Below are 24,237 nucleotides of genomic sequence, written 5' to 3'. Positions count from 1 at the left end.
CTCAGCGCAGACTGCGCGCGTGTTCAAAGATCTCGAGATCCGGGGCACAGAGCGCGCGGAGGGCCTCCATCTCGGCTTGGGGAATGTCGGGCTTGCGGTCAGGTGCCGAGTTCAGCTGCGACATCCGGAGCGACACCCCGAAGATCTCGCGGTAGCGCGAGAAGAAACTCTCGATGTCGTCCAGGAAGCCGATCAGGGCGAATTTCTCCACGCGCGACTTGGCGAGCTCGATCGCCGCCGGGAGGTCTGCGTCGGGAATATCGTTGCGGCTCGCGAGATAGCGCAGAAAGACCCTGGCATGCCGCTTCGCGACATCGCTGGCGAGATACTCGTCCATACCGCCGGCCACGACCCCGGTGCGCTGCGCCATGCGGAAGTTGGAGACCGTGCGCGCCACCGGGTCGCGCATCATGGTGACGTATTTGTAGGTGTCTCCGAAATGCCGTTCGGCCTTGTCGGACCAGAAGACATGGCCGTGGATCAGCATGGTGTCCCACGCCATGTGCTGCAGCATCATGGTTTCGCGCAGGTCGAAGACCATCTGCCCGGTGTCGAGATCCTCGTGGCAGAGAAAGGCGTCATCCTTGTCGAAGGCCTCGATCGCAAGCGCCCGCCGGGTTGAGACCGCATCGATCACGCCGATGCGCTGGTTCACCGGCACCGTGGCGTACATCGCTTCCGACAGGGAGGTCCCGCCACATTTGGGAAGGTGCAGGTAGACGCTGCGATGTTTCGGCGCGGCGCCGGGAAAGGAACGTCGTCCGCGACCGGAGGCGATGGCCAACCGTCTGGTCATGCGTTCCCTGAAAGGAGCCTTGCGCGCCATATACCGCTCTCCTGTTCCTGTGATGCGTGCCCGCCAATTCGGGCCACAGGTTTTTCTATGCTCAAAATGTCCGCGCTGTCATGACGACCGTACGCGGGCTCCTTCTACAGGATAACTGCGCGTAAATGATGTGCAAATTTCGCCCAATAAGGAAACAGTCCGTGCAACTGTAGCACCCGAGGCACGGATCGGCCGCGGCCTGGGCGCGAAGGGCGTATCACATGAAAAAACACCCCCGGAAAACCCGGGGGTGTCGAAATTTTGGCCTGACGATCTTCGAAATCAGAAGATGTCGTCGTAGTCAGCTCCGCTCACACCAATCATGTTGATGAAGCCGCCGTTGTCGAGCTCGACAAGGATACCGTTCGAGGTCTCGGTGTAGCCGGTCGCGGTAACACCGCCTTCGAGACGCACGGAGTCGCCTTCGGCCATGTCGAAATCCACGATCTTGGTGGTGCCGGTGGACACCGTGGTGAAGGCGAACGTGTCAGCGCCGTCGGCACCAACCATGATGTCGTCGCCCGGGCCGCCGTAGAGAACGTCGTCGCCCGTGCCGCCATTCAGCACGTCGTCGCCTTCGCCACCGCCGAGGGTGTCGTTGCCTGCACCGCCTGCAAGGGTGTCATTGCCCTCGCCGCCGGCCATGGCGTCGTCGCCCCAGCCACCTTTCAGACGGTCGTTACCGACGCCGCCCTTGATGTAGTCGTCGCCGCCTGCGCCGTTAATAAAGTCGTCGCCGCCTGCGCCATTGATGAAGGTATCGCCGTTCGAGTCGATGATCGACTCATTTCCGTTAGACAAAATGCTCATCGGAATCATCCTTTTTTGAACCAATTAACAATTTTGAGCATACATCCGCCCCAAATTTGCCGCAATCAAAAACCCGCGACGACTTACAATAACTTGATGGAACTAAATTAACACAACCTTATCAATATCTTGAAGTTCTCATGCCTATTTTGAAAGCATTCCAAATCAGACACAGTCCGCCCAGTTTTTGCCCCACTTTCCCTCAATAGGAGAAATTTCGATCGTCACGCCACCCAAGGTGAAATCGGCGTCGGATTCGACCTCTCGGGGATCACTGCTTCCCCACACATCAGGCTGCGAAGGAGCCTGCAGCCGCCGTCAGCGCCAGCCGCTCAGAGACAATCCGGAAATCTCGCGAAAGCGCGCGCTGTCGTCGTCAAGGTCACTCTGCATCCGGACCTTGAGATCTTCGGAAAAGCCGGGGGGCACACGCGCCTTCTGAAACGCGAGCCCGCCGCGGATTCGGTTGCGCAGATCCCGGCTCATCAGGCCCGCCAAGCGTCGGCCGAGCGCGCTGCTCGCGAACCGCAGCACGAAACCCGGCACACGCGACAGCTCGGCGCTGTCGTTCTGCTTGCCGAGATCCTCGATCTGCATCCGCGACACGCCGACATGGTCCGTGACCTTGTTCATGACGGCCTGAGGGTCGCGCCGGAGTTCGTCGAAATCGAGAAACAGGAACGCCTCTTTCGGGAAGAACCGCAGATACTCCTCGACCTGACGCGCGTAGTGGCTCGAGTCGAGGATATGCGCATACTGGCGGCTGTCCTCGAAGCCCTGCAGGTCGCTCTCCAGCCCCTCCATGATGAAGCTGTGCCGGAACTGCGATTCCGCCCGGGAGACAGGTTCGCGCACGATGTAGATCAGCTTCACGTCCGGGCAGGTCTCGGAGATGCGTTGCGCGACGCCGGGAAAATCCTTGCATTTCGTGTAATTCGGGCTCGCCTCGCCGCGTACGCGATCGGCATGGGTGAACTGGTTGGAATACCAGCCAAGGCCCTTGCCCCAGTTCTTCTCGGCGACGAAGAAGTCGGTCTCCTTGTCCCGCGACATGTCGATCTCGGGATGCAGGGCGAGATAGCGATAGAGCGTCGTCGTGCCACATTTCATGGCACCGATGATGATGAAGTCGGGAAGCAGTTTGGCGTCGGTCGACAAGAGGCTGTATCTCCCTTCGGTGCCCTCAGGCGGCTGCCTGGCGGGGGGAACGGTTCTTGAAATATTTCATCAGCGGCTTTTCCGCAAAGACGTGCACGAGCGCTCCGGCGACCGTGACGATCGCGGTGATCAGCGCAAGCATCGCCAGCGGCGGCAGCACAAGATGCAGCCCGGCGGCGAGCAGCCCGACGGCTGCGATGTTCATCACCGGCAGATGCACGAGATAGATGGCGTAGGATGCATCGCCGATGAACGTCAGCCAGCGTGGCGCCGGGAGCCCGCCCTGCGCCAGCCCGATCACGATCAGCAACGCGCCAAGCCCGTAGCCCAGCGGCTGCAGGCTCTCGGGGCCCATCACCCCAAGGACGGTTTCCGAGAGGCCGATGCCGAGAAACAGGGCGCACCCGGTCCAGAATGCCAGCAGCGCCGATGACCGCGACAGATGCGTATAGGCGTAGGCCGCCACGATCCCGAAGAGGAACAGCAGGTTGTGCGGCTTGAGCAGGAAAGAGAGCGGGAAGCTCATGTCGTGAGACCAAGGCAGCGCCAGAACGCAGGCCAGCATCCAAGCACCGAACACGATGCGCCCGATGCGGAGGTTCAGGATAATCCCGGAAAAGATGATGTAGAACAGCATCTCGTGCTGCAGCGTCCAGGCAACCTGCATGATCGGACCGTCCTCGGACGGGATCAGGAGAAGCGACTGGAGGATGGCCAGCGGATCACGTGCATGATCCGGCCCCCGTCCGGGAGACACGAAGTAGATTGCCAGAAGAAAGGCCATCACAAGCCAGTAGATAGGATAGATCCGCACGACCCGCTTGCGCATGAAGACCAGTGCCTTGCTCGGCTGGCCAAAGTCGCGGCGATGGACCAGCACCATGATGAAGCCGGACAGCACGAAGAAAAACTCCACCCCGGCATAACCGAAGTTGAAGGCCGCGCCTGCGCCCTCGCCGGCATAGAACTTGCTCGGCAGAAGAAAAACGTTGGCATGAAAGATCGCGACCATCACTGCCGCGACCGCACGCCCGCACTGCAAACCAGCTAGCATCTCGTCAACTCCCCACTCGCGCTGTCATCAGCCCTGCACCCCGTAAAGGCTCTTCTCGGGCAGCTTCAGGCAGCCCGCGCAGATCCCGGCATGCATGGTTCCCCGCATCAGCCAGAACGTCCGGCGCTCGGGGTTCGCCAGTGCAAAGCCGGCGCGAAGAAAGCAGTATCCAGCCTTCACCGAGCTAGAGCCGAACAGCCCCAAGCGCTGCCGGAGGCTGTCGGCGGAGGCTGAGTAGCTCTGCCCGATCCGGAAGCGTCGGCGCAGAAGCCATTTCACCGAAAGCCGCGCCGCGGGGACATCCTCGCGCACGATGGCGCTGTCGGCGATGGCATACTCTGCCCCGAACTGGCGCAGCCGGAAGAAGAACTCCGTGTCCTCGCCGCCGGATTTGCCACGCTCGAGCGCGAAGCGCTCGTCCCGCCACGGCGCGTCACCCCAGCGCAGCAAGGCGTTGCAGGTGTGCCCGGTCTCGATCACCCCGGCGCGCGGCGCCGCGACCTGCGAATGGAAATCGCCCCGGACGATCCAGTCGGGCGCGTCGTCGTCATAGCGCGCATAGCTCGGACCGAACACCGCGTCGGCCCCGGTCTCGCGCTGACGCTTGACCAGTTCGACCAGCCAGTCGGGCTCGACCACCTCGTCATCGTCGAGAAAGGCGACCCACTCGGTCGTCGCCGCGTCAAGGCCGGCATTGCGCGCGATCGAGATGTTGGCACCCGGCTGGTGCACGTAACGCACCGGTAGGCTCATCGCGGCGGCGGTGCCGTCCACCCTCTCCTGTGCCGACGGCGTGTCGTCGTTGTCGATGACGACGATGGAGACGGTGCACCCCTCGGGGCGCTGCATCGCCTCAAGCGACTGCAGCGTGGTGGCGATATGGCTGCGCCGGAAGGTACAGATGGTGATCGTGATGTTCACTTCGCCCCCCTCCCTCTGAGGATCAGCTGCGTCAGAAACCCGGCGCCAAAGCAATTGTGCATGAGAAATAGCGCCGGCGCAGCCCAGAGCGCGCAGGCACTGCGGTGTTTCACCGCGAGGCTCACCGCGGTTGCCGCCAGCATGAGCAGGTAGATCACCGGCAGCAGCAGGATCGGCGGAAACACGACCGAGAGCAGCACCGACAGCAGGTTCACCGCGGTGACCGCCGGCGGGATCAACTGCCGCAGCCGCGGTTTCAGCCGGTGCTTGAGCACGTTCTGACCGCGCCCGAGCCCGTACCGCCAGTATTGCCTGGCCAGCTTGCGCAGCGAGTCGCGGGCGAGATAGTCGAGGCGGATATCGGCATCGAGCCAGATCTTGCCCCCGGCCAGCCCGATGCGGTGATCGAGCTCGGCATCCTCGTTGGCGACGAAACCGGTGTCGTAGCCGCCCGTCCTGCGCCACATGTCTAGCCTGAACCCGGCGTGATGGCCGTGATCGACATAGCCCGACACGGCCCCGCCGCGATGCCCCGAGCCGCCGGAGCCGAGCTTGGTGTCACTGGCCCAGGCCACGCCCTTCTGCACGCAGCTCAGCCCAATCGTGTCCATGACCGTCGCCAGGGCCGCCACGTCGCGGGCAAGAAGGCTGTCCGCCACGGCAAGCACATAGCCGTCGGGGTAGCGCGAGTGGGCGTCGACCCGCACGAGGATCTCGTGCTGCGGCTCTGCGCAGCGCTCGACCACGAGGTTCACCGCCGCCGATTGCAGCCGCGCGGGATTGTCGATGAGGACCACGTTGGGGCGGCGCTGCGCGTAGTCGGCGACAATCGCGCGGGTGGCGTCGGTGCTGCCGCCATCGGCGACCACGATCTTCACGCCAGCCATCTCCGGCCGATCGCGATGCAGCGCGTCGAGCGTGGCCTCGATATGCGTCGCCTCATTCAGCGTGGGGATCGCGACGAGGATGGTCGCCGGGTCGGCGCCTGTCCGTGTCGCTGTTGCGTCGAGCATGTCTTCCATCCCTGTCCCCTACCCCGCGCGCTCGCGGACGGTGTCGATCACCTCGGCGATGTCCGTCGGCGACTGCACGAAATCCACGGCCGGCCGGTCGAGCAGCTCCTGGCCGCGGGCCGCGATCTCCTCGTGCGTCAGCCCTGTCAAAAGCGCGATCAGATCGGCGGCCTCAGGCGCGTCGATCACCCAGCCCAGCCGGTCGTCGGCGACCCGCCGCGCGGTTTCGGTTCCGGCGACGGCGATGCTCGGGCAACCAGCCCAGCTTGCCTCGTAGATGCGGTTGGGCAGCAGCCAGTCGGAATTGTTGCCCCGCTGCCAGAGATCCTGCGACCAGACCACGTCGACGCCTTCGTAGATCTCGGGCAGGTCCTGCGGGTATTCGTAGGCGCCGTGGAAAACCATGTTGGGATGCGCCGCGATCACCTCGTCGAAATCCGGAAGAACGTGGCGGTGCACGACGCCATGAATATGGATCTCGACGCCCGGCCCCAAGCGCGCGGCGACCTCGGAGAGCAGCGCCAGACTCGGCGCACAGCGTATGGTCCCGACCCAGCCAACGCGGAGCGGACGGTCCGCGTCCGGCGCCCCGCGCGAAACCGGGCGCCCGGGCAGCGCAGATCCTGCGGCAAGCTTGTTCTCCCAGAGCGCCCAAGGCCCGTCATACCCCTGCACTGGCTCGAAGAAATTCCGCATGAAGCCCGGTGAGGAGACCACCAGCATCTGGATGCGCCGGAGCAGGAACTGCTCGGCGGCGCGCATCGCGTCTGCCTTGCGGCCCTCGCGGCAGAGCGCCCCATTGATGTCGAGGCACTCGTAGATCAGCGGCACGTCCGAGGCGCCCGCCATCGCGCGCGCCGCCCAGGCAATCGCCAGCATGTCGAGATTGCGCGCGATAATGACATCGGCCCCCTTCAGCATCTCGCGATGCCCGGTCATCTTGACGATGGATCGGGCCACGACCACCGCGCGCTTCGGCAGGTTCTCGTTGCTGGTCATGAACAGGTGGGTGTTCGGCCAGTCCGGCTCGAAATCCATGTTCATGTTGTCGCGGCGCATGGTGAAGCTGTGCACGTCGTGCCCGAGGGCGATGAGCGCCCGGATACGGCGGATCTGCGAGATCTCGCCGACGTCGAAGCCAAACACCACGATCCGGGCCCCACGCTTGGCTGGCTGGATCTCAGCGGCTTGCAACCTGCTGCCTCCTGTTCCGGTTCAGTAAGAGATTGGACAGCCCGATCTGCAAGGGCCGCTCCATGTAGAGATACAGCACGTTGCCAAGCAGCGCCGACAGGCCAAGCACGACGACGACGAAAGCCATGGCCGTTCCAGGCCCGTGCAAGTCGGGCATGGCGACCCAGACAACCTGCATCGGCACCACAACAAAGAGATGAAACAGGTAAATCGCGTAGCTGGCATCGCCGAGACGCTCGAGCACGGGAAGCTGTGGCACCCGCCCCGCAAGCCCCGCCACGCCCGAGACCAGCAGGATGCCCGGACCGCCAAAGCCGATGGTGCGGCTCCAGTAGTCGGTCGGGTCCACCTGCGGACCGAGCACGAGGAACGCCACCGCCGCGATCGCGATCAGCAGGCCGTTGCGCAGAACACCTCCCGGGGCGCTTTGCCAGATACGGGCCACCACGACGCCCCCGAGGAACTCGAGCAGAAGCGGACTGGTGTAGGTGATCGTGATGGCATCCGCAGGCTTCGCCGCGTACCCAACGGCCACCAGCGCAAACAGCAAACCTGTCAGGACGAAGAACCGGGCACTCTTGGCCACGAGCAGCGTGGCCGCGAAGAGAATGTAGAAGAACATCTCGTAGTTGAGAGTCCAACCCGGCACGAGCACCGGCCAGATGCGCGCGGGCTGGGTCGCGTTGAAATGCGGCACGAAGGCCAGCGACTTGAGGATATGCGGCGTGCTCAGCTCGACCCAGGCCGAGCCGATCACGAGGCTGACGAGCACGAAGCAGATCGTGGCGATCCAGTAAGGCGGCGCGACCCGGATCAAGCGCCGGACGAGGAAGCCGCCCGGCTCGGTCTCTTTCTTCTGGCTGATGCTCCACATGATGAAGCCACTGATCACGAAGAACAGATCGACGCCGCCATGCCCAAGCAACAGCACATGATAGAGCGGCTCCGGCAGGTCGGCTTCGACACGCTTGCCCGCGTGCAGAGCGACCACCGAAAGCGCCGCAAAGGCGCGCAGGTACTGGATGCCGTAGATCTTGTTCATAAACTCTCTACGCTATGCGGGGCGGGGCCGGTCCGGGGCATTGGACCGCGCCCCCGATCAATAGTATTCGTAGGATCCGTCGCGGTTGTAGGACTTGTAGCGCCGCAGGTTGGCACGGGTGAAAAGCAGACCCATCAGGTTCTTCCGGCGCAGGCCGGAGTGCTCGAGCGCTGAACTCACCTGCTTGCGGGCCGTCCAGCCCCAGCGCACGACATAAATGATCTTGTCGCAGTTCGATGCCAGCATGGGCGTCAGGCTCGCACCGCTCACCGGAGGAAGGTCGACCACCACGTAGTCGAAATACCGGCGCAGGAACCGCAGCACGTTGGCGATCTCTTCAAGCTCTCTCGGTCCATATTGGATCGTCGAGCCTTCGCGGCTGTTGCCGAACACTGCCAGCCCAGGGAACTCGTCGATACCCTCGGCGTGAGATAGCCCTTCGGCCGGGTTCTCCATGAGTTTAGTCAAATTGTTGCTCTCGGGCAGCATCTTGCCGAGATAGGAGGTGATCTCGCCGGCGATCAGGTCGAGATCGACGATGGCCACCTTGTTGGTGTTCGCGGCGAGATAGGAGGCGAAGTTGAAGGCGGTCGTGGTCTTGCCCTCGTCCCGCACCGTCGAGGTGAAGCCGATGACCACGCCCTCTGCGCTGTCGCTCTTCCGTTCCATCGCCTCGCGCACCATGATCGCGCGCATCGTCGTCGCGGTGACGGAACGGGGATTGTCCATCGCAAAGCGCAAACGCTTGGCATTCGAGGGCAGCATCCGCCAGCGCGGGCTTCGATCGGGCGGCGTGAGCCAGCCACCGCCGCGTGCCTCCTTGCGCTCGGTCGTGAAATTCGGGACCACACCGATGAACGGCAGGTTGAAGCGCTTCGAGAGGCTGCCCTGCGACCGAAAGCTGTTGTCCAGCGCCTCGATCGCGAGCACCACACCGATCGACAGCAGGAGACCCGCGAAGGCGGCAAGCACCACGATCCGCTTCGAGCGCGGTCCGGACTTCGTGTCCGGCGGCACCGCCCAGGCGATGACGCGCGCGGGGGTCGCGTCGAAGGTCAGAAGCTGCGAGGTGCTGTTGTACTGCTCAAGCATCCGCTCATAGAGCTCTCGCTTGGCCTCGGCCTCGCGCTCGAGGCTGCGCAGCGCAACGGTCTTTTCCATCACACTGCTGTAATCGGCATTCATCTCGCCGATCATCTCGCGCGTTGCCGAGAGTTGCCCGGCCAGCGCCCGCTCACGCGCGCGCAGCTGTTCGAGGATCGAGCGGTATTCCTGGACGATCAGCGAGCGGGTCTGCTCCATCGCGCGGCGGGTGTTCACCACGACCGGCGCGGATTCGTCATAAGTGAGAAGCGCCTCCTGCTCGGCCTGCAAAAGCTCGGCATAGCGCGCCTCGAACTCGGTGACCGCTTCGGTGCGTTCTTCCGGCGCCAGCTGGATCGCTTCGATCTCGCCGCTCTCGATCTGGTCCTCGAGCTGGTCGGCCTGAACCTTCGCCGTCACCGCCTGCCCCTGCAGCTCGACAAGCTGTTCGTTCGCGGCGTTGAGTGCGATCTCGATCGGAAGGAACTCGCCCTCGGGCACCATGAGCTGGTTCTCGCGGCGATAGGACGCCACTGCACGCTCGGAGGCCTGAACGCCCGCTGCAAGTTCCTCGATCCGGGATGACAGCCAGACCTGCGTACGCTCGACATTGGCCGTCTGCTGACGGCTCGACAGCCGAAGATACTCACGCATCAGGGCATTCACCGCCCTGGGCGCCATCTCGATGCTCTGCGAGGTGTAGCGAACGTCGATGACGAAGCTCTCGCCCGAGCGTTCGACCGCAAGCCCCTGAACGAAATTCCGCCGCGCGATCTCGAGCAGGCGTTCCTGCTGCATGTCTTCCGGAAGCATCGCCACGGTCGCATCGCCATCGCCGTCGTCGCCAATGCGGAACACGCCCTTGATCCATCCCAAGAGCGCCGACGGCTCAGAGGCCCTTGGCTCCCCGAGGCCCAGCTCGCGCACCGTCGCGGCGGTGACCTCGCGCGAGCCCAGAACGCGCAGTTCGCTGTCCACGGTCAGGGCGTCCGACAGCAGCAGACCGGGCGCGATATCGCTATCGCCGTCCGGTGACTGCCCGACGCGCGGATCGATCAGGATCGCGCCGTTCGCGGTGTAGGTCGGGCTGGCGTTCGAGACCATGATCAGGGCAAGGACGACCGCCGAAGCGACACCGACCACCAGGACAGCCCAGTGGCGGCGAAAGCGCATCATCAGATCGCGCAGTGTCTCCCCGACATCGACGGAGGGGAACAGCTGATCACGGTCTGTCTTGTGCGACATCAGGTCCGTGTCACGGTCCATATTCATTCGGCTTGCCCTGTCGCATTCACAATAACTCTTCCAAAAGTTGCGGCACCGAAGAGCACCCTCACCAAAAGAGGGCAGCTTTTTTACCGCACCGCAGCATTCTTGATAACCGACGCCAGTAACAAGCCCAAGGCCTTGGCCGTCAATCGTTAAATACAGATCAGTGTGTCGCCATTTTGCCGACGGTCTGACAAATGGGCCTTATTGCCCTCTCAAGCGCTGAAAAATCGCGATTATGGAGGTTTCGGTCCCGGCCGAAGACTTCGCCACCGACCGCAGGATCAGCTGTTGGACGGCATAGCTGAGCGAGGCCCCGAGCGCCGCGCCACTGGCGCCGCCAAGCACCCCGCCCAGAGCCGTCGCCCCGACCATGATCCCGGTGCTGAGCCCGGCCACCCAGAAGATCACGTCCTGACGCCCGGTGACGTTCAGCACGATCTGCGCCGGCCCGAACACCGCATCCGAGGCCGGGATGATCAGCAGGATCAACAACGGCGCAAGCGAGGCGCGGTATTCCGGCCCGAAGAGCTCGAGCGCCATGCCGCCGAACACGGCAATCACCGCCGCACCGGCGACCAGTCCGGCGATCTTGAGGCGCGCCGCGTTATCCAGAAGCTCGGCCACGCGATCCGCATCCTTGGCATGCAGCGCACGGGACAGCTGCGGGCTCGTCGAGATGTCGACCGCCTTCATGGCGAAATAGACGAAGGCCATGATCGACAGCGCAAGCGCGAGGTAGCCGACCTGCGCCGGGGCCAGGACGAGCCCTGCGGCCGCCACGACCACGTGCTTGAGATTGTCGCGCAGCATCAGAAGCGGTGCCATCATGGCGCCGGTGGCAAACCACTTGCGGGCCTCGTCATACTGCTTTGGCACGCCCGCGGCGAAACCGAAGGTCTTGCGCAGGAGCAACGCCTGTACCAGCGCGGTGACGGCAAAGGCCGCAAGAAACAGCAGCATGTAGACGGTCAATCCTGGCCGCGCACCGCTGAGCCAGATCAGTGCCACCAGGAGGAAGATCACCGCCGGCCGCACCAGCATGATCGGAACCCCGCCGCGCAGCACCTGCCCGAGCGCCGTGGCATGGCGCCCGTAGACCCGCGTCATCGCCACCACCGGCGCCGCGACAACGGTCACGGCAACGACACCGAGCATGGCTTCGTCGCTCCCGAAGGCCCCGGCCCACCACGCCAGCGCGGCGACAATGGCCGATGCCAGCGTCAGCCCGAGGATGGTCATCCGGTTGAGGCGGATGAAGCCCGCCGCACGCCCCGACTGGCCGGTCTCGCGATACTGCACCAGATACTTGATCGAGCCGGATTCGAGGTTCAGCGCCAGGAACACCGACAGCAGCATGATCCAGGCAAAGGCGGACATGATTAGACCGAACTCGGTCGGCGTGGTGATACGGGCGAGGATCAGCGTGTAGCCAAGGGTGAGCACATTGCCCAGCACGCGGGCACCAACCAGCGATAGTGCCTTTTGCAGCGTCCCGCCGCGCCGCGACCGCCCACCTGCCGTCGCGGCCTCCGGGTTCCCCACGGGAGCGTGTCTTGACCCGTTGCGCCGAATCCTGAACAACAAATCCAATCCTCCAAAAAGAGCGTGATCGAAAATTCGCAAGATCCCGCACGGGATTAACCCGCTCCGTGCGCTATACCAATTCGACCATTCTGCAAACGCAGAAATCATTCGGCCCTCTGCTTTTTACAGCCCTGTCTTCAGGAGCCCACCACATGCGTATTCACTGTGCAGCCCTCGCACTTCTTCTCGCCCCCGGCACATTGCTTGCCGGCCCGGATCTGTCCGGCACGATTTCCATACTAGACGAAACCTTCGACGGCCCTCTGAACCGCTATGACGGGCGGTCGGGCCTCTGGTCGACACTGCCGCGACGGGGAAACCTGATGACCAACGCAGCGGAAACCGTGTTCATCGACCACGGCGTGCTCGGCGAGGAGGCGGACGCGGTGCTTCCGAAGGTGCACGAGATCACCCCGGAGGGCCTGGCCCTGCGCACGGTGGCAATCCCGGATGACGTGCTACCGGCGCTGCGCGATTACATGAAGGCGACCCGGCAGGGCAATCAGGCCGACAAGATCCGTTTCGGCACCGGGGAGATCACCACCGCGCACACCTGGTCCCAGACCTATGGCTATTTCGAGATCGAGGCCCGCATCCCGCGCGGGCGCGGCCGCTGGCCGGCCTTCTGGCTGACCTATGCGGGGCTTGGCTGGCCCCCGGAAATCGACTTCTTCGAAGCTTACGGAGAAGGCATCGGCCGGCCGACCAAGAAAGACGGGCGTTTCAACACCTCGGTCCATTTCGACGCCCGCGGCGAAGGCCGCGAAGAGATCTACAGCACCGATATCGAAAACCCCTACGCGGACCCCGGCACCGATCCGAAACCGAACGAGCGCCCGCGCGGCGACCGATCGGTCTACACCTTCAACAAGTACCAGGACTCGGCCGAGTACGGGGCCGATATCTACAGCGATTTCCATATCTTCGCTGGCACCTGGACGCCCGAGAAAGTGACGTTCTACTTCGGCAAGGACCGCGACTCGCTGCGCGAGATCTACACCGCCCCGACCGCGGAAGACGTACACTCGCCGATGTTCCTGATCGCCAATGACCAGTTCACCGCAAGGGGTGGGTGGTGGCCGGCTCCGGAGGAAACGCTCGAGCAGGTGCTGGCGCCCGAGAACGCCTACATGATCCGGCGAATCCGGGTTCGGGCCTTCGAACCCGAGCTCCAACTCGACATGGCGGCGGGCACGTCGGCCTATGACGACCGCGACAGCGTCATTCTCGATACGCCGGGCGACGACACCATCGCACCGGCAGCAGGATTCGACGTGATCACCCTGACCGGCGGCGCCGATCTCATCCACCTGCAGCGCGGCAAATCCAACAAGATCATCCGCGGCTTCGACGCCGACGACCGCATCATCTTCGACAGCTACCCGTTCGTCGATGCCGAGGATGTCATGACCCGTCTGACGCAGGTCGGAGCGGATGTCTGGCTTCCGAGCGGTGCTGATCCGGGCTGGCCGTCGACGGTGATCTTCCGGGATCGCGACGTGGCCGATTTCAGCGCCGATCAGTTCGAGAGCCGCTGGCCGGTGTCGCTCGACCTCTGGCGCGCCGAGGCCAAGCGCAGCCGGCGCCCGGAGTTCGATATTGACGGCGACGGCCGCCTCACCGGAGGCCCCGACGGCAGCTGGCTCAACGACCAGGGCCGCGCCATCGAGATAACCGGCGGGCCGGGGCATGACCGTTTCGTGATCGCCAGCCGCGAGAGCAACGTGGTCGAGCCGTCCGCGGGAAGCATCGACCGTATCGACACCATGATCCCGCTCGATCTGCCAGCCAATGTCGAGCACGGCGTCGCCCGCCGCCCCGACGCGCTGCTCAGGGGTGGTCCCGGGAACGATCGGCTCGAGGCCGCCTCTCCCCGCGCCCTTCTGCAGGGCGATGAAGGCGACGATCTCTTTGTCATCGCACCGAATGCCACCAACGTGACCATCCGCCTCCGTGCCGGCGACGGGCACGACCGGATCCGGGGCGCCGCCTCGCAGGCGCTTCTCGCGATGGGCCCGGACCTGCTCGCGCGGCGCTCCGAGTGGCGTCTGACCGAGGTGCCCGAAGGGACCCTCCTCACCCTGGGTGAGGATCAGAGCCTCCTGATCGAAGGCCTGGACGAGACAGCCGTGCAGGCAATTCTACCCGCAACGGACTGACGACACGATCCGGCCGCGCCCGGGCACGTTGTTCCCGGTTCCACGATGCGGCCGGCGGAAGGCGCGCGAACAGCGCGACGCAAACAGAAAGGCCCCGGACTGCGCCGGGGCCTTTCCTTTCGGGATAGGGCCTTGGATCAGGAGAGAAGGAAGCCCGAGCCGCTGCCGAAATCCTGCTCTTCGATGGTCAGACCGGTGACATCGTCACCAAGGATCTTCGCGATCCGGTAGACCTGGTCACCGGTTTCGGCCTGAAGGAAGAAGGTGCCTTTCTTCTCGAACAGCGACAGCTCGACGCTGCCCGCGCCCTGCAGCCCCTCCACCACGATCCTGTCGCCTTCCTCGGCATTGAAATCGCGGATCACGTCCATCGAGGCATTGTCGGCCAGATCGAACACGAACGTATCCGCCCCGTCGCCGCCAAGCATCACGTCGCGCCCTGCTCCGCCGACCAGCAGATCGTTGCCATCGTCGCCACGCAGAACGTCGTTGCCCTCGCCTCCGTAGAGGGAGTCGTCCCCGACGCTGCCGATGAGCCGGTCACGATCGGCACCGCCGAAGATCCGGTCGTTTCCGTCGCCGCCGTTGATGATGTCTTCGCCACCACCACCGTAGACGATATCGTCGCCGCCACCGGCAACCAGCTTGTCGTCGCCGGCTCCACCGTGAATCCGGTCAGCACCGCCGCGGCCAAAGATCGTGTCGTTGCCGCCCAGACCCGACATGTCGTCACTTCCGTAATGTCCGCGCATCTGGTCGTCTCCGACTGTCCCGGTCTCAGTGCGGTCATATTCAGTACCGGTCTCCGGCGTGTCGTCCACCGGGGCCTCGGGCGTGTCCTCGACGGGCTCTTCCGGCGTTTCCTCGACCGCTTCCTCGGTCGGCACCTCGGGTTCGGGCGCGGTGACGGGATCCGGCTCGGGCACCGCCTCTACCGGCGCCTCGACCACGACCTCGTCTGGTGTCTCGACGACCACCGGCACGTCGCTCTCGCCATAGATGACGATCAACTGGGACACCGAGTAGGTGACGTCTTGGAAGGCGAAGAACTCGACATTCTTGACATGGCTCAGCGCGTTCTCATCGCCCTGCCGCATCAAGAAGGTGTAAGGATCGGCGAAGGCGCCCTCGATCTCGGTCGACAAGGCCGCGATCCGCAGCGTGTCGACGCCAGCGCCACCGTCGATCGTGTCGTTACCCGAGGAGTAATGCAGCGAGTCGTCGCCGCGGCCGCCGGACAGGAGATTGTCCCCATCGGTGCCGACAAGCGTATCGTCGCCATCCCCGCCGAAGGCGTTCTCGATTGAGTCTGGCACGCCGATCTTGAGCTTCACGCCAGCAATCTCGCTCGCGCTGGCCCCGCTCAGATCGATCAGGCTGTCACTGGTGACCGCCGCAGCGTTGATCGCATCGATGCCGCCATCCTTGTCCCAGAGCACCTGCCGATCCGACAGATCGGCGCCTTCATAGAGCGTCCCGAACTCATCGTTATAGACGTAGACATCGTCGGCCAGGCCATCGGTCTCGCCATGCAACGTCAACGTGACGTTGTTCAGGCTCCCGGTCATGGCGCTGCCATCGATATCGACGGAGTCGGGATCGCGGTTGTAGATATCGACGGTCCAGGTGCCCTTGCCCATCTCGCCCATGCTGGCGACCGACGAGAACTCGAAGTTCCGCAGCGTGCCGATGAAGTCGCGATCCTCGATCGAATAGACCAGTTGCACGGTCGTGCCGTCGGGGCTGGTCAGATAAACATCGAGATCACCGGTAAAGCGCCAGGTCAGCCCCATCGCGAGCTCGACATGCTCGACCTCGATGTCTTCGGTCACCTCGATATCGTAGGAAATATGATCGTTGCTCCCGGCCTTCAGCACGGCATCGCTCTTGCCCTTCACCTCGACGGTATCGAGGCCCTCGAGCGTCTTCTGCGTGGTCCACGTCTCGGCAAGGCGCACGGCATCATGCACGTTGAGAAAACCGAAGCCCGTGGAGTCGCTGAAGTGCTGGCCACCGCCGTTGAAATCATCGGCGCCGTTGGTGATCCAGCCGTTGCCGACCGACAGCTCGTCGGTCAAGCCGTCGCGCCGCGCCGAAAGCGACAGGATCTTCTGGATGTCGCGATAGCCGAGGTCCGGGTTCGCCTCGAGCATCAGCGCGATGGTGGCTGACACCGCCGGAGCGGCAAACGAGGTGCCCGACACGTAGGAATAGCCGTTCGGCGCCGTGCTGAGGACATTCTCGGCCGGAGCCGAGATCAGCACGTTCGCGCCAAGGCTGGTCTTGTCCCAGGCATCGCCCTCTGCAGTCACACCGCCCACCGCGATGGTGTAGGGCGAGTTCTGGAAGTTGTGATAGTTCGACGATCCGTAGGTTCCACCGTTGCCGGCCGAGAACACGATGCTCGTGCCCAGCCCGTCGCGTCCGGTTTCGACCACATGCCTGAGCGTCGCTTCCATCTCGGCACCCTCTTCACCGAGCCAGAACCGGTCGGAGAAATTGCTCGCGAAGCTCCAGCTGTTGTTGACGACGTCGAGCGCGACCGATGCGCGAAGCGCCTGCAGCACGTTCTCGACGGCGTTGCTGCTGCCGTAATCGATGCCGAACCCGACCAGCGTCACACCAGGCGCAATCCCCACGGAGCCGGTGCCATTGCCGCCCTCGGCCGCGATGACACCCGCCACCGTTGTCCCGTGCCGGTCGGTGATATCCCGCGACCGCAGGGACAGGTCGCCGCTTTCAAGCGCGAAATTGTAGTCCAGGCTGGTGTCGTAGGCTCCCAGATCCTCGTGCGTGTAATCGATCTGCGAGTCGATCACGCCGACCTTCACACCCTCACCAGTATAGTCTTCCCAGACAGACGCGACGTCCACTTTGACGTCGGATTTGCCCGATCCTTCAAGATACCAGGTCTCTCCAACCCGTTCGTCAGAGAGAAACTCATCCGCAATTCCCGCCCCCAGAATCTTGGCCTGCAGTGTCTGCATGTTCAACTTTCCTTTGGTCGTAGCTTGTGCCGCGAGTGCCGCGGGTTTTCGTTCCCAGGGGCCAAAATCATGGGGAATGCGGACGAATTTCGGGCACGGTCGGGCGTTTTGCGGGACATTTCTGAGTGGCATTGAGACAAAGTTTAGTCTCGCCGGACGTGAGTTTGCCTGAAACTAGATCGCCGCCATTCACCCAAGGGTTGATCACCTGTCACCTCAAAGGAGACCAGCGTGAACAAGGGCTTAGCGCGATGGCTGATCTGCGACGTTGCGCCGCGATGCGGCTGCAGAGTGGCGTGCTGCATGGCGGCATGAGGGCGATATTGCGGCGGCGCTCTTTGCAGCGTCCAGATCCGGCGCCGCGCACGAAAAGATCGCGCCGGAGCCAATCGTGGCCGCCGAACGGCGCGGGTTCGCATCGCAGGCGCGGTGCGAATCTCATGATCATGCTGAAAGCAGCGCGACAGGCTGGCGAGAGTTGCAGCCGCTCACGATCCCGTGAGGGTTGATCCGTGCAGCGGGGAATCTCTAAAGCAATAGAAATCTTAAGAAATGGTAATCACGTTTCACCTTCAGAAACTTTTATGCGACAAAAACGCCTATTTCCCGCGATTTCGGCAAATATTGTTCTCCGATCAGAAACGCTTGCGGTATTGTTCTCGGACCGCCCATTGGAATTGGGAGAGCAGAATGGACGCGGACAATCAATACAATGCGCCGGCAGGCGAATATGAGAGCTGTCGCAGCATGCGCGCTTCGGAGCTTCCGGTTCGCAGCGGCGAGGCGATCTTGGCGGCGATGTGCGCCATACCGGTCGCCTTCCTAGTGGCCGCCCTCACCAGTCTTCACTTCAAGCTCGAGCTTGCCCCCGCGCTGGCGCTCTACACCCTGGTCGGCAGTGTGGTCATGTTCGGTCTTCTCGCCTACAGGCTGTGGCGCGCAGGCCCCCGGCGCTGATGCGAGCGTCGCAGCGCTCCGACGCGCGGGCCACCCGTCCGAATACGAAAAACGCCGAGGCAAGCCTCGGCGTTTTCATCAGATCCAATCAGTACGGACCGTTACGGTCCGTACTGCGCTTTACATTCCGGTCTTGCCGAGCACTGCACCGACCGTGAGGAACAGGATGCGTACATCGCCCATGAGCGAAACACCGTTGTGATAGGCCACATCGAGTTGAACGCGCTCCTCATAGGAGACGTCGTTCCGGCCGGAGACCTGCCACAGGCCGGTGATGCCCGGACGCATGGCAAGGTAGGCCCATGCGGCACCGCCATAGCGCTGGAGTTCGGGTTCGGTCACCGGGCGCGGGCCGATCAGGCTCATCTCGCCGCGCAGCACGTTCCAGATCTGCGGCAGCTCATCCAGCGAACTGCGGCGCAGGAACGCACCAAGCCGCGTGACGCGGGGATCGTTGCGCAGCTTGCGGTCGCGCTCCCACTCGGCGCGGGCGGCGGGATCGTTGCGGAGCAGCTCCTCGAGACGCTCCTGTGCGTCCGGCACCATGGTGCGGATCTTCCAGCAACGGAACTGGGTCCCATTGCGGCCGACGCGCTTGTGACCGAAGAAGCCTGGACCACCCTCGGCCCGGACGGCAATGTAAAGAACCGCGATGACCGGCAGCAGAATGGGCAGCATCAGAATGGAGAGGACGATGTCGAAAGCGCGCTTGGTAAAGCTTCCGTTGCGGGCCGACCGAAGATCGTTCGACCTGTCCGACCCTGCGGTGACGATGTCGTTCACATTGGTAGAAGTGTTAGACATTGAGACATCCTTAAAAGAAGAGCGCGGCGCCTAGAAAGCAGAGGGGCACCGATCGAAAACTATGGCCTGACGACGTCGAGCGCCGACCTTAAACATGATTTAGAACTACGCCATTCTGCAGCTGCAAACAAATCTGCATCCTTGCAGACGTCAGCAGCGCGAACGTGCGCCATTCGAAAAAAATCCTTCATATTCAACCCGTTACAAACGCGTCAGCAAACTCTTGTGCGATCAGAAGAAGAAAAAACTTTCTGCACCGCAGTAAAACGCGCCCCAAAAACGTCTCATCTGCACAATCATTAGTCAAGCAGGCTCACGCCATTATGTCCAAATTATGTCTACAGCGGCCCCATTTCGGGCCGCTGTTTCCGAACTGTCATGTCACCGCTCAAGCGGGCAGAGAATTCGATTCGATCCGACTCAGCCTGAGGTAGATAGATCCGCGTTTTTCCCCGACTCACCCGTCGGACCGCGCCCCGTCGAGGCGCCGTGCAGCCCTCGGTCGTTTCGCGCCAACGCGGTGGCTCCCCGTCATACGCGAAGCGCCGCCAGATGGCGGCGCCCGTAGCGTCGAAAAGACGGTCGCTCAGAGCAACGACAGAAGGGCCGCGCCCGCGTCACGGCCGTTCTGTTGCATGCCGTGTGCGGTGTAGTGCGGGTCATCCGCGCCGCTGAGCTCGCTTCCGGTCTCCGGCACCACCACTCGAAAGCGGTCGATCGCCCACGCCGCGTCGCCGCTATCCTGATCGAGACGCAGCTGCGCCGCCCGCATCGCCGCCCCGCGTCCGTCATAGGGGGCAGGCTCGTAGTGCTGACCGACGCTCCACATCACCATCGGCACATCGGCGATATCGGACCGCAGATCGCTGACGAACTGGCGCATCTGGTCCATCCACTGACCCGAGACGCTGTAATCGCCTCCAAACAGGTCGTTCGCCCCCTGGCTCCACACCATGCCGACAATCTCATGCGCCGGCCCCAATGCATCGAGCGCGGCCTTCATGGCGAGGAGCTCGGACCACATCCGGCTGCCGGTGGTGGCCACGGCCGAGGATTTGCGCCAGTCCTCGGTGTTCATGAAACCCGACCCCGGGTCGCCGAGCGCCATCACGAGAAGCGGCCGCCCGCGCGCCGCCGACCAGCCGACCAGCGCACCGGCCACCGCATGGACGGGCGACATCCGCCGCGCCTCGACCGCCGCCACCGGCTCGATGCAGGGTTGCGGCACGTGGCGAACGCTGTCGGTGGTCGGATAATTGCCGGTCGCGCGCAGGCAGGGCATGTACCAGATGCGCGGATCGAAGGGGGTCTCGCGCGCCGAGGTCGGGATCTCGTCGCCGAAGCGCTCGGACGTAGCATTGGCGCTGTTGCTGTCTCCGCCGACGATGATCACGTCGCAGGCCACGAGATTGGGATCGACGGTGGACAGGTCGTAGGCGGCGATCGCCCCAACCGAGCCGTCGTAATCGGTGCTGGGTTGCAGATCGAGGCGCGTTGCCGCACTCGTCATGTCCGCGGCCGGGATGACCTCGTGATCCATGTAGGATGCGGTCAGCTGGCGACTCGGCGTCAGGCCCGGTGCAGCGAACCGCGCCCTCAGGCTGCCGGCGGAGACCTCGTGGTCGAAACGGATGAAATGCGCGTGCCCCGGTGTCAGCGCCGCCGCCAGGGACAATCGCGCGGCCTGTCCCGCCGTACCGCCCGCCACCGGGCTGCGCAGGCGCCCGTTCGCGATCTCCCAGTTGCCCTGCAAATCGATATGCGCCGCGTCGACGAGGCTCGACTGAGCCGTGGTGAAAAGGTTCGGCGGTGCCACCAGCCCCACCGGCCCTGCCCCTGCCGACACCGAGATCGCAAACGCCGCGAGGCTCACGCTCGCGCCCGCCGCATCGGTGACCCCGACGACCAGACCCGAGCGGGTCTCGACCTCGGTCGGCGTGCCAGCGATCGCGCCGCTCGATGGGTCAAACAGCAGGCCCGCCGGCAATTGCCCGGAGACCAGCGCGAAACTGTAGGGCGCGGTGCCGCCGCTCACGGCGGGAGAGAAGCTGTAGGCAACACCGACCGTTGCCGCGCTCGCAGGTGTCCCGGTCAGTGCCAGCGGATCCGAAGGATCCTGCGGATCTTGCGGGTCCGCTGGCTCCGGAGCCATCAGCGGCTGCACGCTGCGCCGGGCCACCATCTCGCCATGCATCAGCACCGAGATATTGTCGGCCACACCAGCCCAGACATTGTAGACATAGCTGCGCCCTTCCTCGAGCACCTCGAGCGTCTCGGGGTCGAGGTCGACATCACCTTCGGCAGTCCGCTGGATCAGCGGGGCCTGCACGTAGTCCTCTGCCACGGTGACCGTGACGAACTGCCCCGGTGCGAGGCCGCTGACCCGGACCCGAAGCGTTTCTCCACAAAAATAGGCCAGCCGCCTGCTCAGCCCGCGCTGCGCCGCCTGTGCATCGATCATCTGTATCACGCAAAACCTCCACGGTGGATTCCGCATGAGGCTAGGGCACACAGGATTAACCAGGCCCGACGGCTCCGAACGTTGCCACGGCCATGCTCATGGCGCGGCGCGGGGCATGTCTCAGTTCGCGACCTCGTCCTCGAGGGGGCGGATCGCGACCAACAGCGTGTCACCGGGCAGGATCGGCGTGGACATGGAGATTTCTCCCTCGGTGCCGGTGTCGCTGCGGCGGCTCTGGATCTCGAAATCCAGCCCGACGATCTGCGACGCCACCACGGCGGCGGCACTGCCGCTGCTGAGGATACTCACCTGTTCCACGGCCTCGCTGTAGGAGATCGTCTGCAATGCAATCTGCTCGCGGGCGTCATTCACCCCGTCGAGCGCATCCTGCCGCTGCGTGGCGAGATACTGCACCCGTTCGCGCTGCGCAGAAGCGATGGCACGGGTCGCGTTGATCTTCGCGGCCTCGAGTTCGAGAACCTTGCTGCGCGCATCGGCCTCGCGCTGCTCCGCCGCCGAGAGGTTCGACGCGGTCTGCAGGCCGCGTTCGGAAAGCTGGCGCGCCGCCGCGAGCGCATCCGCGGTGCTGGCGACGATCTCGTCCTGAACGGAGATCCGCGCGTCGAAGTTCTCGCGCTGGTTCTCGATCGTGGCGATCTCGCTCTCCCAGAATTCCAGAAGCGTGCGCGTGCGCTCGCGCAGCGCGTCGAGCTGAGCCTGACGCTCCGAGACCATACCCTCGAAGTTCACAAGCCCCGGCGCCGGAACCCCCTGCATCAGGGCGGAGTCGACCGACACCGGCGCATCGCCTTCGGCCAGACGGGCCTGATGATAGGCCAGATCCGCAACCGCTCGGGCGAGATTGAGGTTCGCGACTTTCATGTCGTTCTCGACCATCGAACGCAGACGCAGAATCTCGGTTCGGGTCAGCCCCTGCACCTGACTGCCGCCGGCCATGGCGAGGGCGGAAGAGACGGTCATCCCGGGAAAGAACTCGACCATGCCGGGGTTGAGCACGTCACCAGCGACGATCACCGGGGCGTAGGAGACGAGCATCAGGCTCACGTCGGGATCGACGAAAAACCCCTGAGCGACAAGCTCCGCCTCGACCATGGACTCGGCCTCATCGAGGGTCAGGTCGGCGACGGTGATCCCGCCGACATCTACGAGCCGGATCTGACCGTTGGCATCGACGACCGCGCTGACTTCCTCTTCCTCGCCGGACCGGCGCACCTCGACCACGTCGCCCGGCGCCAGCCGGTATTCCTGTGCCCCCGCGACAGAGGCAAACGCCACGATACCGAGAAAGCTGAGCAGTCGGAGCCCGATACACATGGTTTCAATTCCTTCCGTTACAATCGGCCGAAGTGTTGCCGCACATGGCGTCAGAAACAACTCAATTATTGCCTCGCTGCCGCGGAAGTCGCGCCTTTGTGGCGCACCGGCCCGACCGGTGACGTGCCCACCGCGGCCATACGTGGCGACGGCAAGTCTGCCGAACAGATCAGCCGAGAACCGCCCGGTGCAACGCGGCCAGCCCCTCGGTCATCAGCGCCTCCGCTCCGGCCTTGTCCGATGCCTCGACATACAACCGCAGCTCCGGTGCGTTTCCCGAGGGGCGCACATGCACGATGCGGCTATCGGTCAGTGTCATCCGGACACCGTCGGTCAGGTCCGTGCCCGCCTCATCACCTCCAAGCTCGGCCAGGAACGATGCGCGCGCCTCGGCGCTGTCTGCGAGCCGCGCCACGAAGGGTTGCGAGCGCTCCTGTGGCACCTCCTGCAGCCGGTCGGCCATGGTCACCACCGGCGGCTCCTGCGCCACCCGCGCCGAGACCGTGCCGTCTCCGGCTGCGATCAGCGTCATGATCAGCGGCAACATGCAGTCGCGCGTGACGAGCGGCGCCAGCGGACCCGCCGGGCCCTGCGCCTCGAAGCCGAGCAGGAAGCCCCCGTTGGCCTCGTAGCCCACCACCTTGCCGCCGGCCTCTTCCATGCCGGCGATCACGAAGGGCGAGCCGATCCGGGTCAGCCGCACCGCGCCGAAGCTCTTCTTCTGCACGCCAGAGTTGGACGAGATCGGCGTCACCACCGTCTCGGCCCCCAGCATCTCGGCGGTAATCTGCCCCATCACGTCGCCCGGCACGATGGTGCCGGTTTCGTCCGACAAGAGCGGCCGGTCGCTGTCGCCATCGGTCGAGACCAGCGCGTCGAGCCCGTCGGCCTTGACCCACGCCGCGATCTGCGCACGCGTGTCTGGATCGACCGCCTCGGTATCGACGGGAATGAAGGTCTCCGAGCGACCATACTCGACCACCTCGGCACCAAGCCCGTGCAGGATGGCGGCAAGATCGTCGCGTCCCACGGCGGAATGGGCGTAGAGCCCGATCTTGCGCCCCTTGAGCGCGCGCGCGCCACAGGCCTCGATATAACGTTCGACGAAGCGCGCGGCGGCGCCCTCGTCCTGCGCCATTTCGCTCTCGGCTTTGCCTGCCGCGCGCCCGAGCGCGCCGTTGATCGCCGCCTCGTCGGTCTTGGTGATCTCGCCGGTCCGCGAGTAGAACTTGAGACCGTTGCGATCCGCCGGGATGTGGCTGCCGGTCACCATGATCGCCCCGGCGCCGACCTCCTGTGCCGCCAGCGCCAGCGCCGGCGTCGGAAGCGCCCTGCAATCGATGACGCGGATGCCCTCGGCCCGCGCCGCCGCCGCGATATCCGCCGCGATGCGCGGGGAGGACGGGCGCAGATCGCGCCCGAGGCACAACCCGTTGCCGATGTCACAGGCCGCGATGAAGGCCCGCACGTGGTCTGCGACCAGCTCGGGCGTCAGCTCTGTCACCAGGCCGCGCAGGCCGCTGGTGCCGAATTTCGGTGCCATTGTCTCTGGTCCCTCAGTCAGTTGCGCAAGGCGG

General features: G+C 64.3%; 17 protein-coding genes. 2 read left to right on the top strand and 15 right to left on the bottom strand.

Features of this window, described 5'->3' with window-relative positions; all coding sequences use genetic code 11:
* Position 1 precedes the first annotated feature (1 nt).
* The 10 genes from JF542_RS06435 to JF542_RS06390 form a co-directional block, all read right to left on the bottom strand.
* Positions 2-796: a sulfotransferase family 2 domain-containing protein gene (locus JF542_RS06435; RefSeq protein ID WP_207075176.1), complete on the bottom strand. Its 795-nt coding sequence runs from the start codon at positions 794-796 to the stop codon at positions 2-4.
* Between the two features lie 312 nt (positions 797-1,108).
* Positions 1,109-1,636, bottom strand: a complete 528-nt coding sequence (locus JF542_RS06430; RefSeq protein ID WP_207075175.1) for a calcium-binding protein — start codon at positions 1,634-1,636, stop codon at positions 1,109-1,111.
* A gap of 318 nt (positions 1,637-1,954) precedes the next feature.
* A complete protein-coding gene (locus JF542_RS06425; RefSeq protein WP_207075174.1) occupies positions 1,955-2,794 on the bottom strand; it encodes a sulfotransferase family protein in 840 nt (279 codons plus the stop codon).
* Between the two features lie 25 nt (positions 2,795-2,819).
* Positions 2,820-3,848 carry an acyltransferase family protein gene (locus tag JF542_RS06420; protein WP_207075173.1) on the bottom strand — a complete coding sequence of 343 codons (1,029 nt, stop codon included), beginning with the start codon at positions 3,846-3,848 and terminating at the stop codon, positions 2,820-2,822.
* 27 nt (positions 3,849-3,875) lie between these two features.
* The gene (locus JF542_RS06415) at positions 3,876-4,769 is read right to left on the bottom strand and encodes a glycosyltransferase (protein ID WP_207075172.1); all 894 of its coding nucleotides are present in this window, start codon (positions 4,767-4,769) and stop codon (positions 3,876-3,878) included.
* On the bottom strand, positions 4,766-5,782 hold the full coding sequence (locus JF542_RS06410) for a glycosyltransferase family 2 protein (protein ID WP_242533611.1): 1,017 nt from the start codon (positions 5,780-5,782) through the stop codon (positions 4,766-4,768). The genes JF542_RS06415 and JF542_RS06410 overlap by 4 nt, the downstream gene beginning before the upstream one ends.
* 18 nt (positions 5,783-5,800) lie before the next feature.
* The gene (locus tag JF542_RS06405) at positions 5,801-6,976 is read right to left on the bottom strand and encodes a glycosyltransferase (RefSeq protein ID WP_207075170.1); all 1,176 of its coding nucleotides are present in this window, start codon (positions 6,974-6,976) and stop codon (positions 5,801-5,803) included.
* Positions 6,963-8,018: an acyltransferase family protein gene (locus tag JF542_RS06400; RefSeq protein ID WP_207075169.1), complete on the bottom strand. Its 1,056-nt coding sequence runs from the start codon at positions 8,016-8,018 to the stop codon at positions 6,963-6,965. Before JF542_RS06400 ends, JF542_RS06405 begins: the two co-directional genes overlap by 14 nt.
* Positions 8,019-8,075: 57 nt before the next feature.
* Positions 8,076-10,367 (bottom strand): GumC family protein, encoded by a 2,292-nt coding sequence (locus JF542_RS06395; RefSeq protein WP_207075168.1) that lies wholly within the window; start codon positions 10,365-10,367, stop codon positions 8,076-8,078.
* Between the two features lie 207 nt (positions 10,368-10,574).
* Positions 10,575-11,915 (bottom strand): oligosaccharide flippase family protein, encoded by a 1,341-nt coding sequence (locus tag JF542_RS06390; protein WP_207075167.1) that lies wholly within the window; start codon positions 11,913-11,915, stop codon positions 10,575-10,577.
* A gap of 194 nt (positions 11,916-12,109) precedes the next feature.
* On the opposite strand from JF542_RS06390, the gene JF542_RS06385 reads away from it, so the two are divergent.
* Entirely contained in the window at positions 12,110-14,116 is a 2,007-nt protein-coding gene (locus tag JF542_RS06385) for a glycoside hydrolase family 16 protein (protein WP_207075166.1), read from the top strand.
* Between the two features lie 137 nt (positions 14,117-14,253).
* Here the strand turns inward: JF542_RS06385 and JF542_RS06380 are convergent, their stop codons facing one another.
* Positions 14,254-17,103 (bottom strand): S8 family serine peptidase, encoded by a 2,850-nt coding sequence (locus JF542_RS06380; protein ID WP_207075165.1) that lies wholly within the window; start codon positions 17,101-17,103, stop codon positions 14,254-14,256.
* Positions 17,104-17,793: 690 nt separating this feature from the next.
* Between JF542_RS06380 and JF542_RS06375 the strand changes: the two genes are divergently transcribed.
* Complete coding sequence (locus JF542_RS06375) at positions 17,794-18,060, top strand: hypothetical protein (protein WP_007802585.1); 267 nt, start codon at positions 17,794-17,796, stop codon at positions 18,058-18,060.
* Positions 18,061-18,180: 120 nt separating this feature from the next.
* Here JF542_RS06375 and JF542_RS06370 read toward each other — a convergent pair whose 3' ends face one another.
* The 4 genes from JF542_RS06370 to JF542_RS06355 form a co-directional block, all read right to left on the bottom strand.
* Positions 18,181-18,864, bottom strand: a complete 684-nt coding sequence (locus JF542_RS06370) for a sugar transferase (RefSeq protein WP_040545707.1) — start codon at positions 18,862-18,864, stop codon at positions 18,181-18,183.
* 586 nt (positions 18,865-19,450) lie between these two features.
* Positions 19,451-21,325: an Ig domain-containing protein gene (locus JF542_RS06365; protein ID WP_242533637.1), complete on the bottom strand. Its 1,875-nt coding sequence runs from the start codon at positions 21,323-21,325 to the stop codon at positions 19,451-19,453.
* A gap of 120 nt (positions 21,326-21,445) precedes the next feature.
* Positions 21,446-22,660 (bottom strand): polysaccharide biosynthesis/export family protein, encoded by a 1,215-nt coding sequence (locus JF542_RS06360; RefSeq protein WP_007802590.1) that lies wholly within the window; start codon positions 22,658-22,660, stop codon positions 21,446-21,448.
* 169 nt (positions 22,661-22,829) lie between these two features.
* Positions 22,830-24,203, bottom strand: a complete 1,374-nt coding sequence (locus tag JF542_RS06355; RefSeq protein WP_207075163.1) for a phosphomannomutase — start codon at positions 24,201-24,203, stop codon at positions 22,830-22,832.
* Between the last annotated feature and the right edge of the window lie 34 nt (positions 24,204-24,237).

Source organism: Salipiger bermudensis, from assembly GCF_017309175.1.
Lineage (GTDB): Bacteria > Pseudomonadota > Alphaproteobacteria > Rhodobacterales > Rhodobacteraceae > Salipiger > Salipiger bermudensis.
Note: the sequence above shows the minus strand (reverse complement) of the source record. Positions and strands in the feature narration are given on the sequence as shown.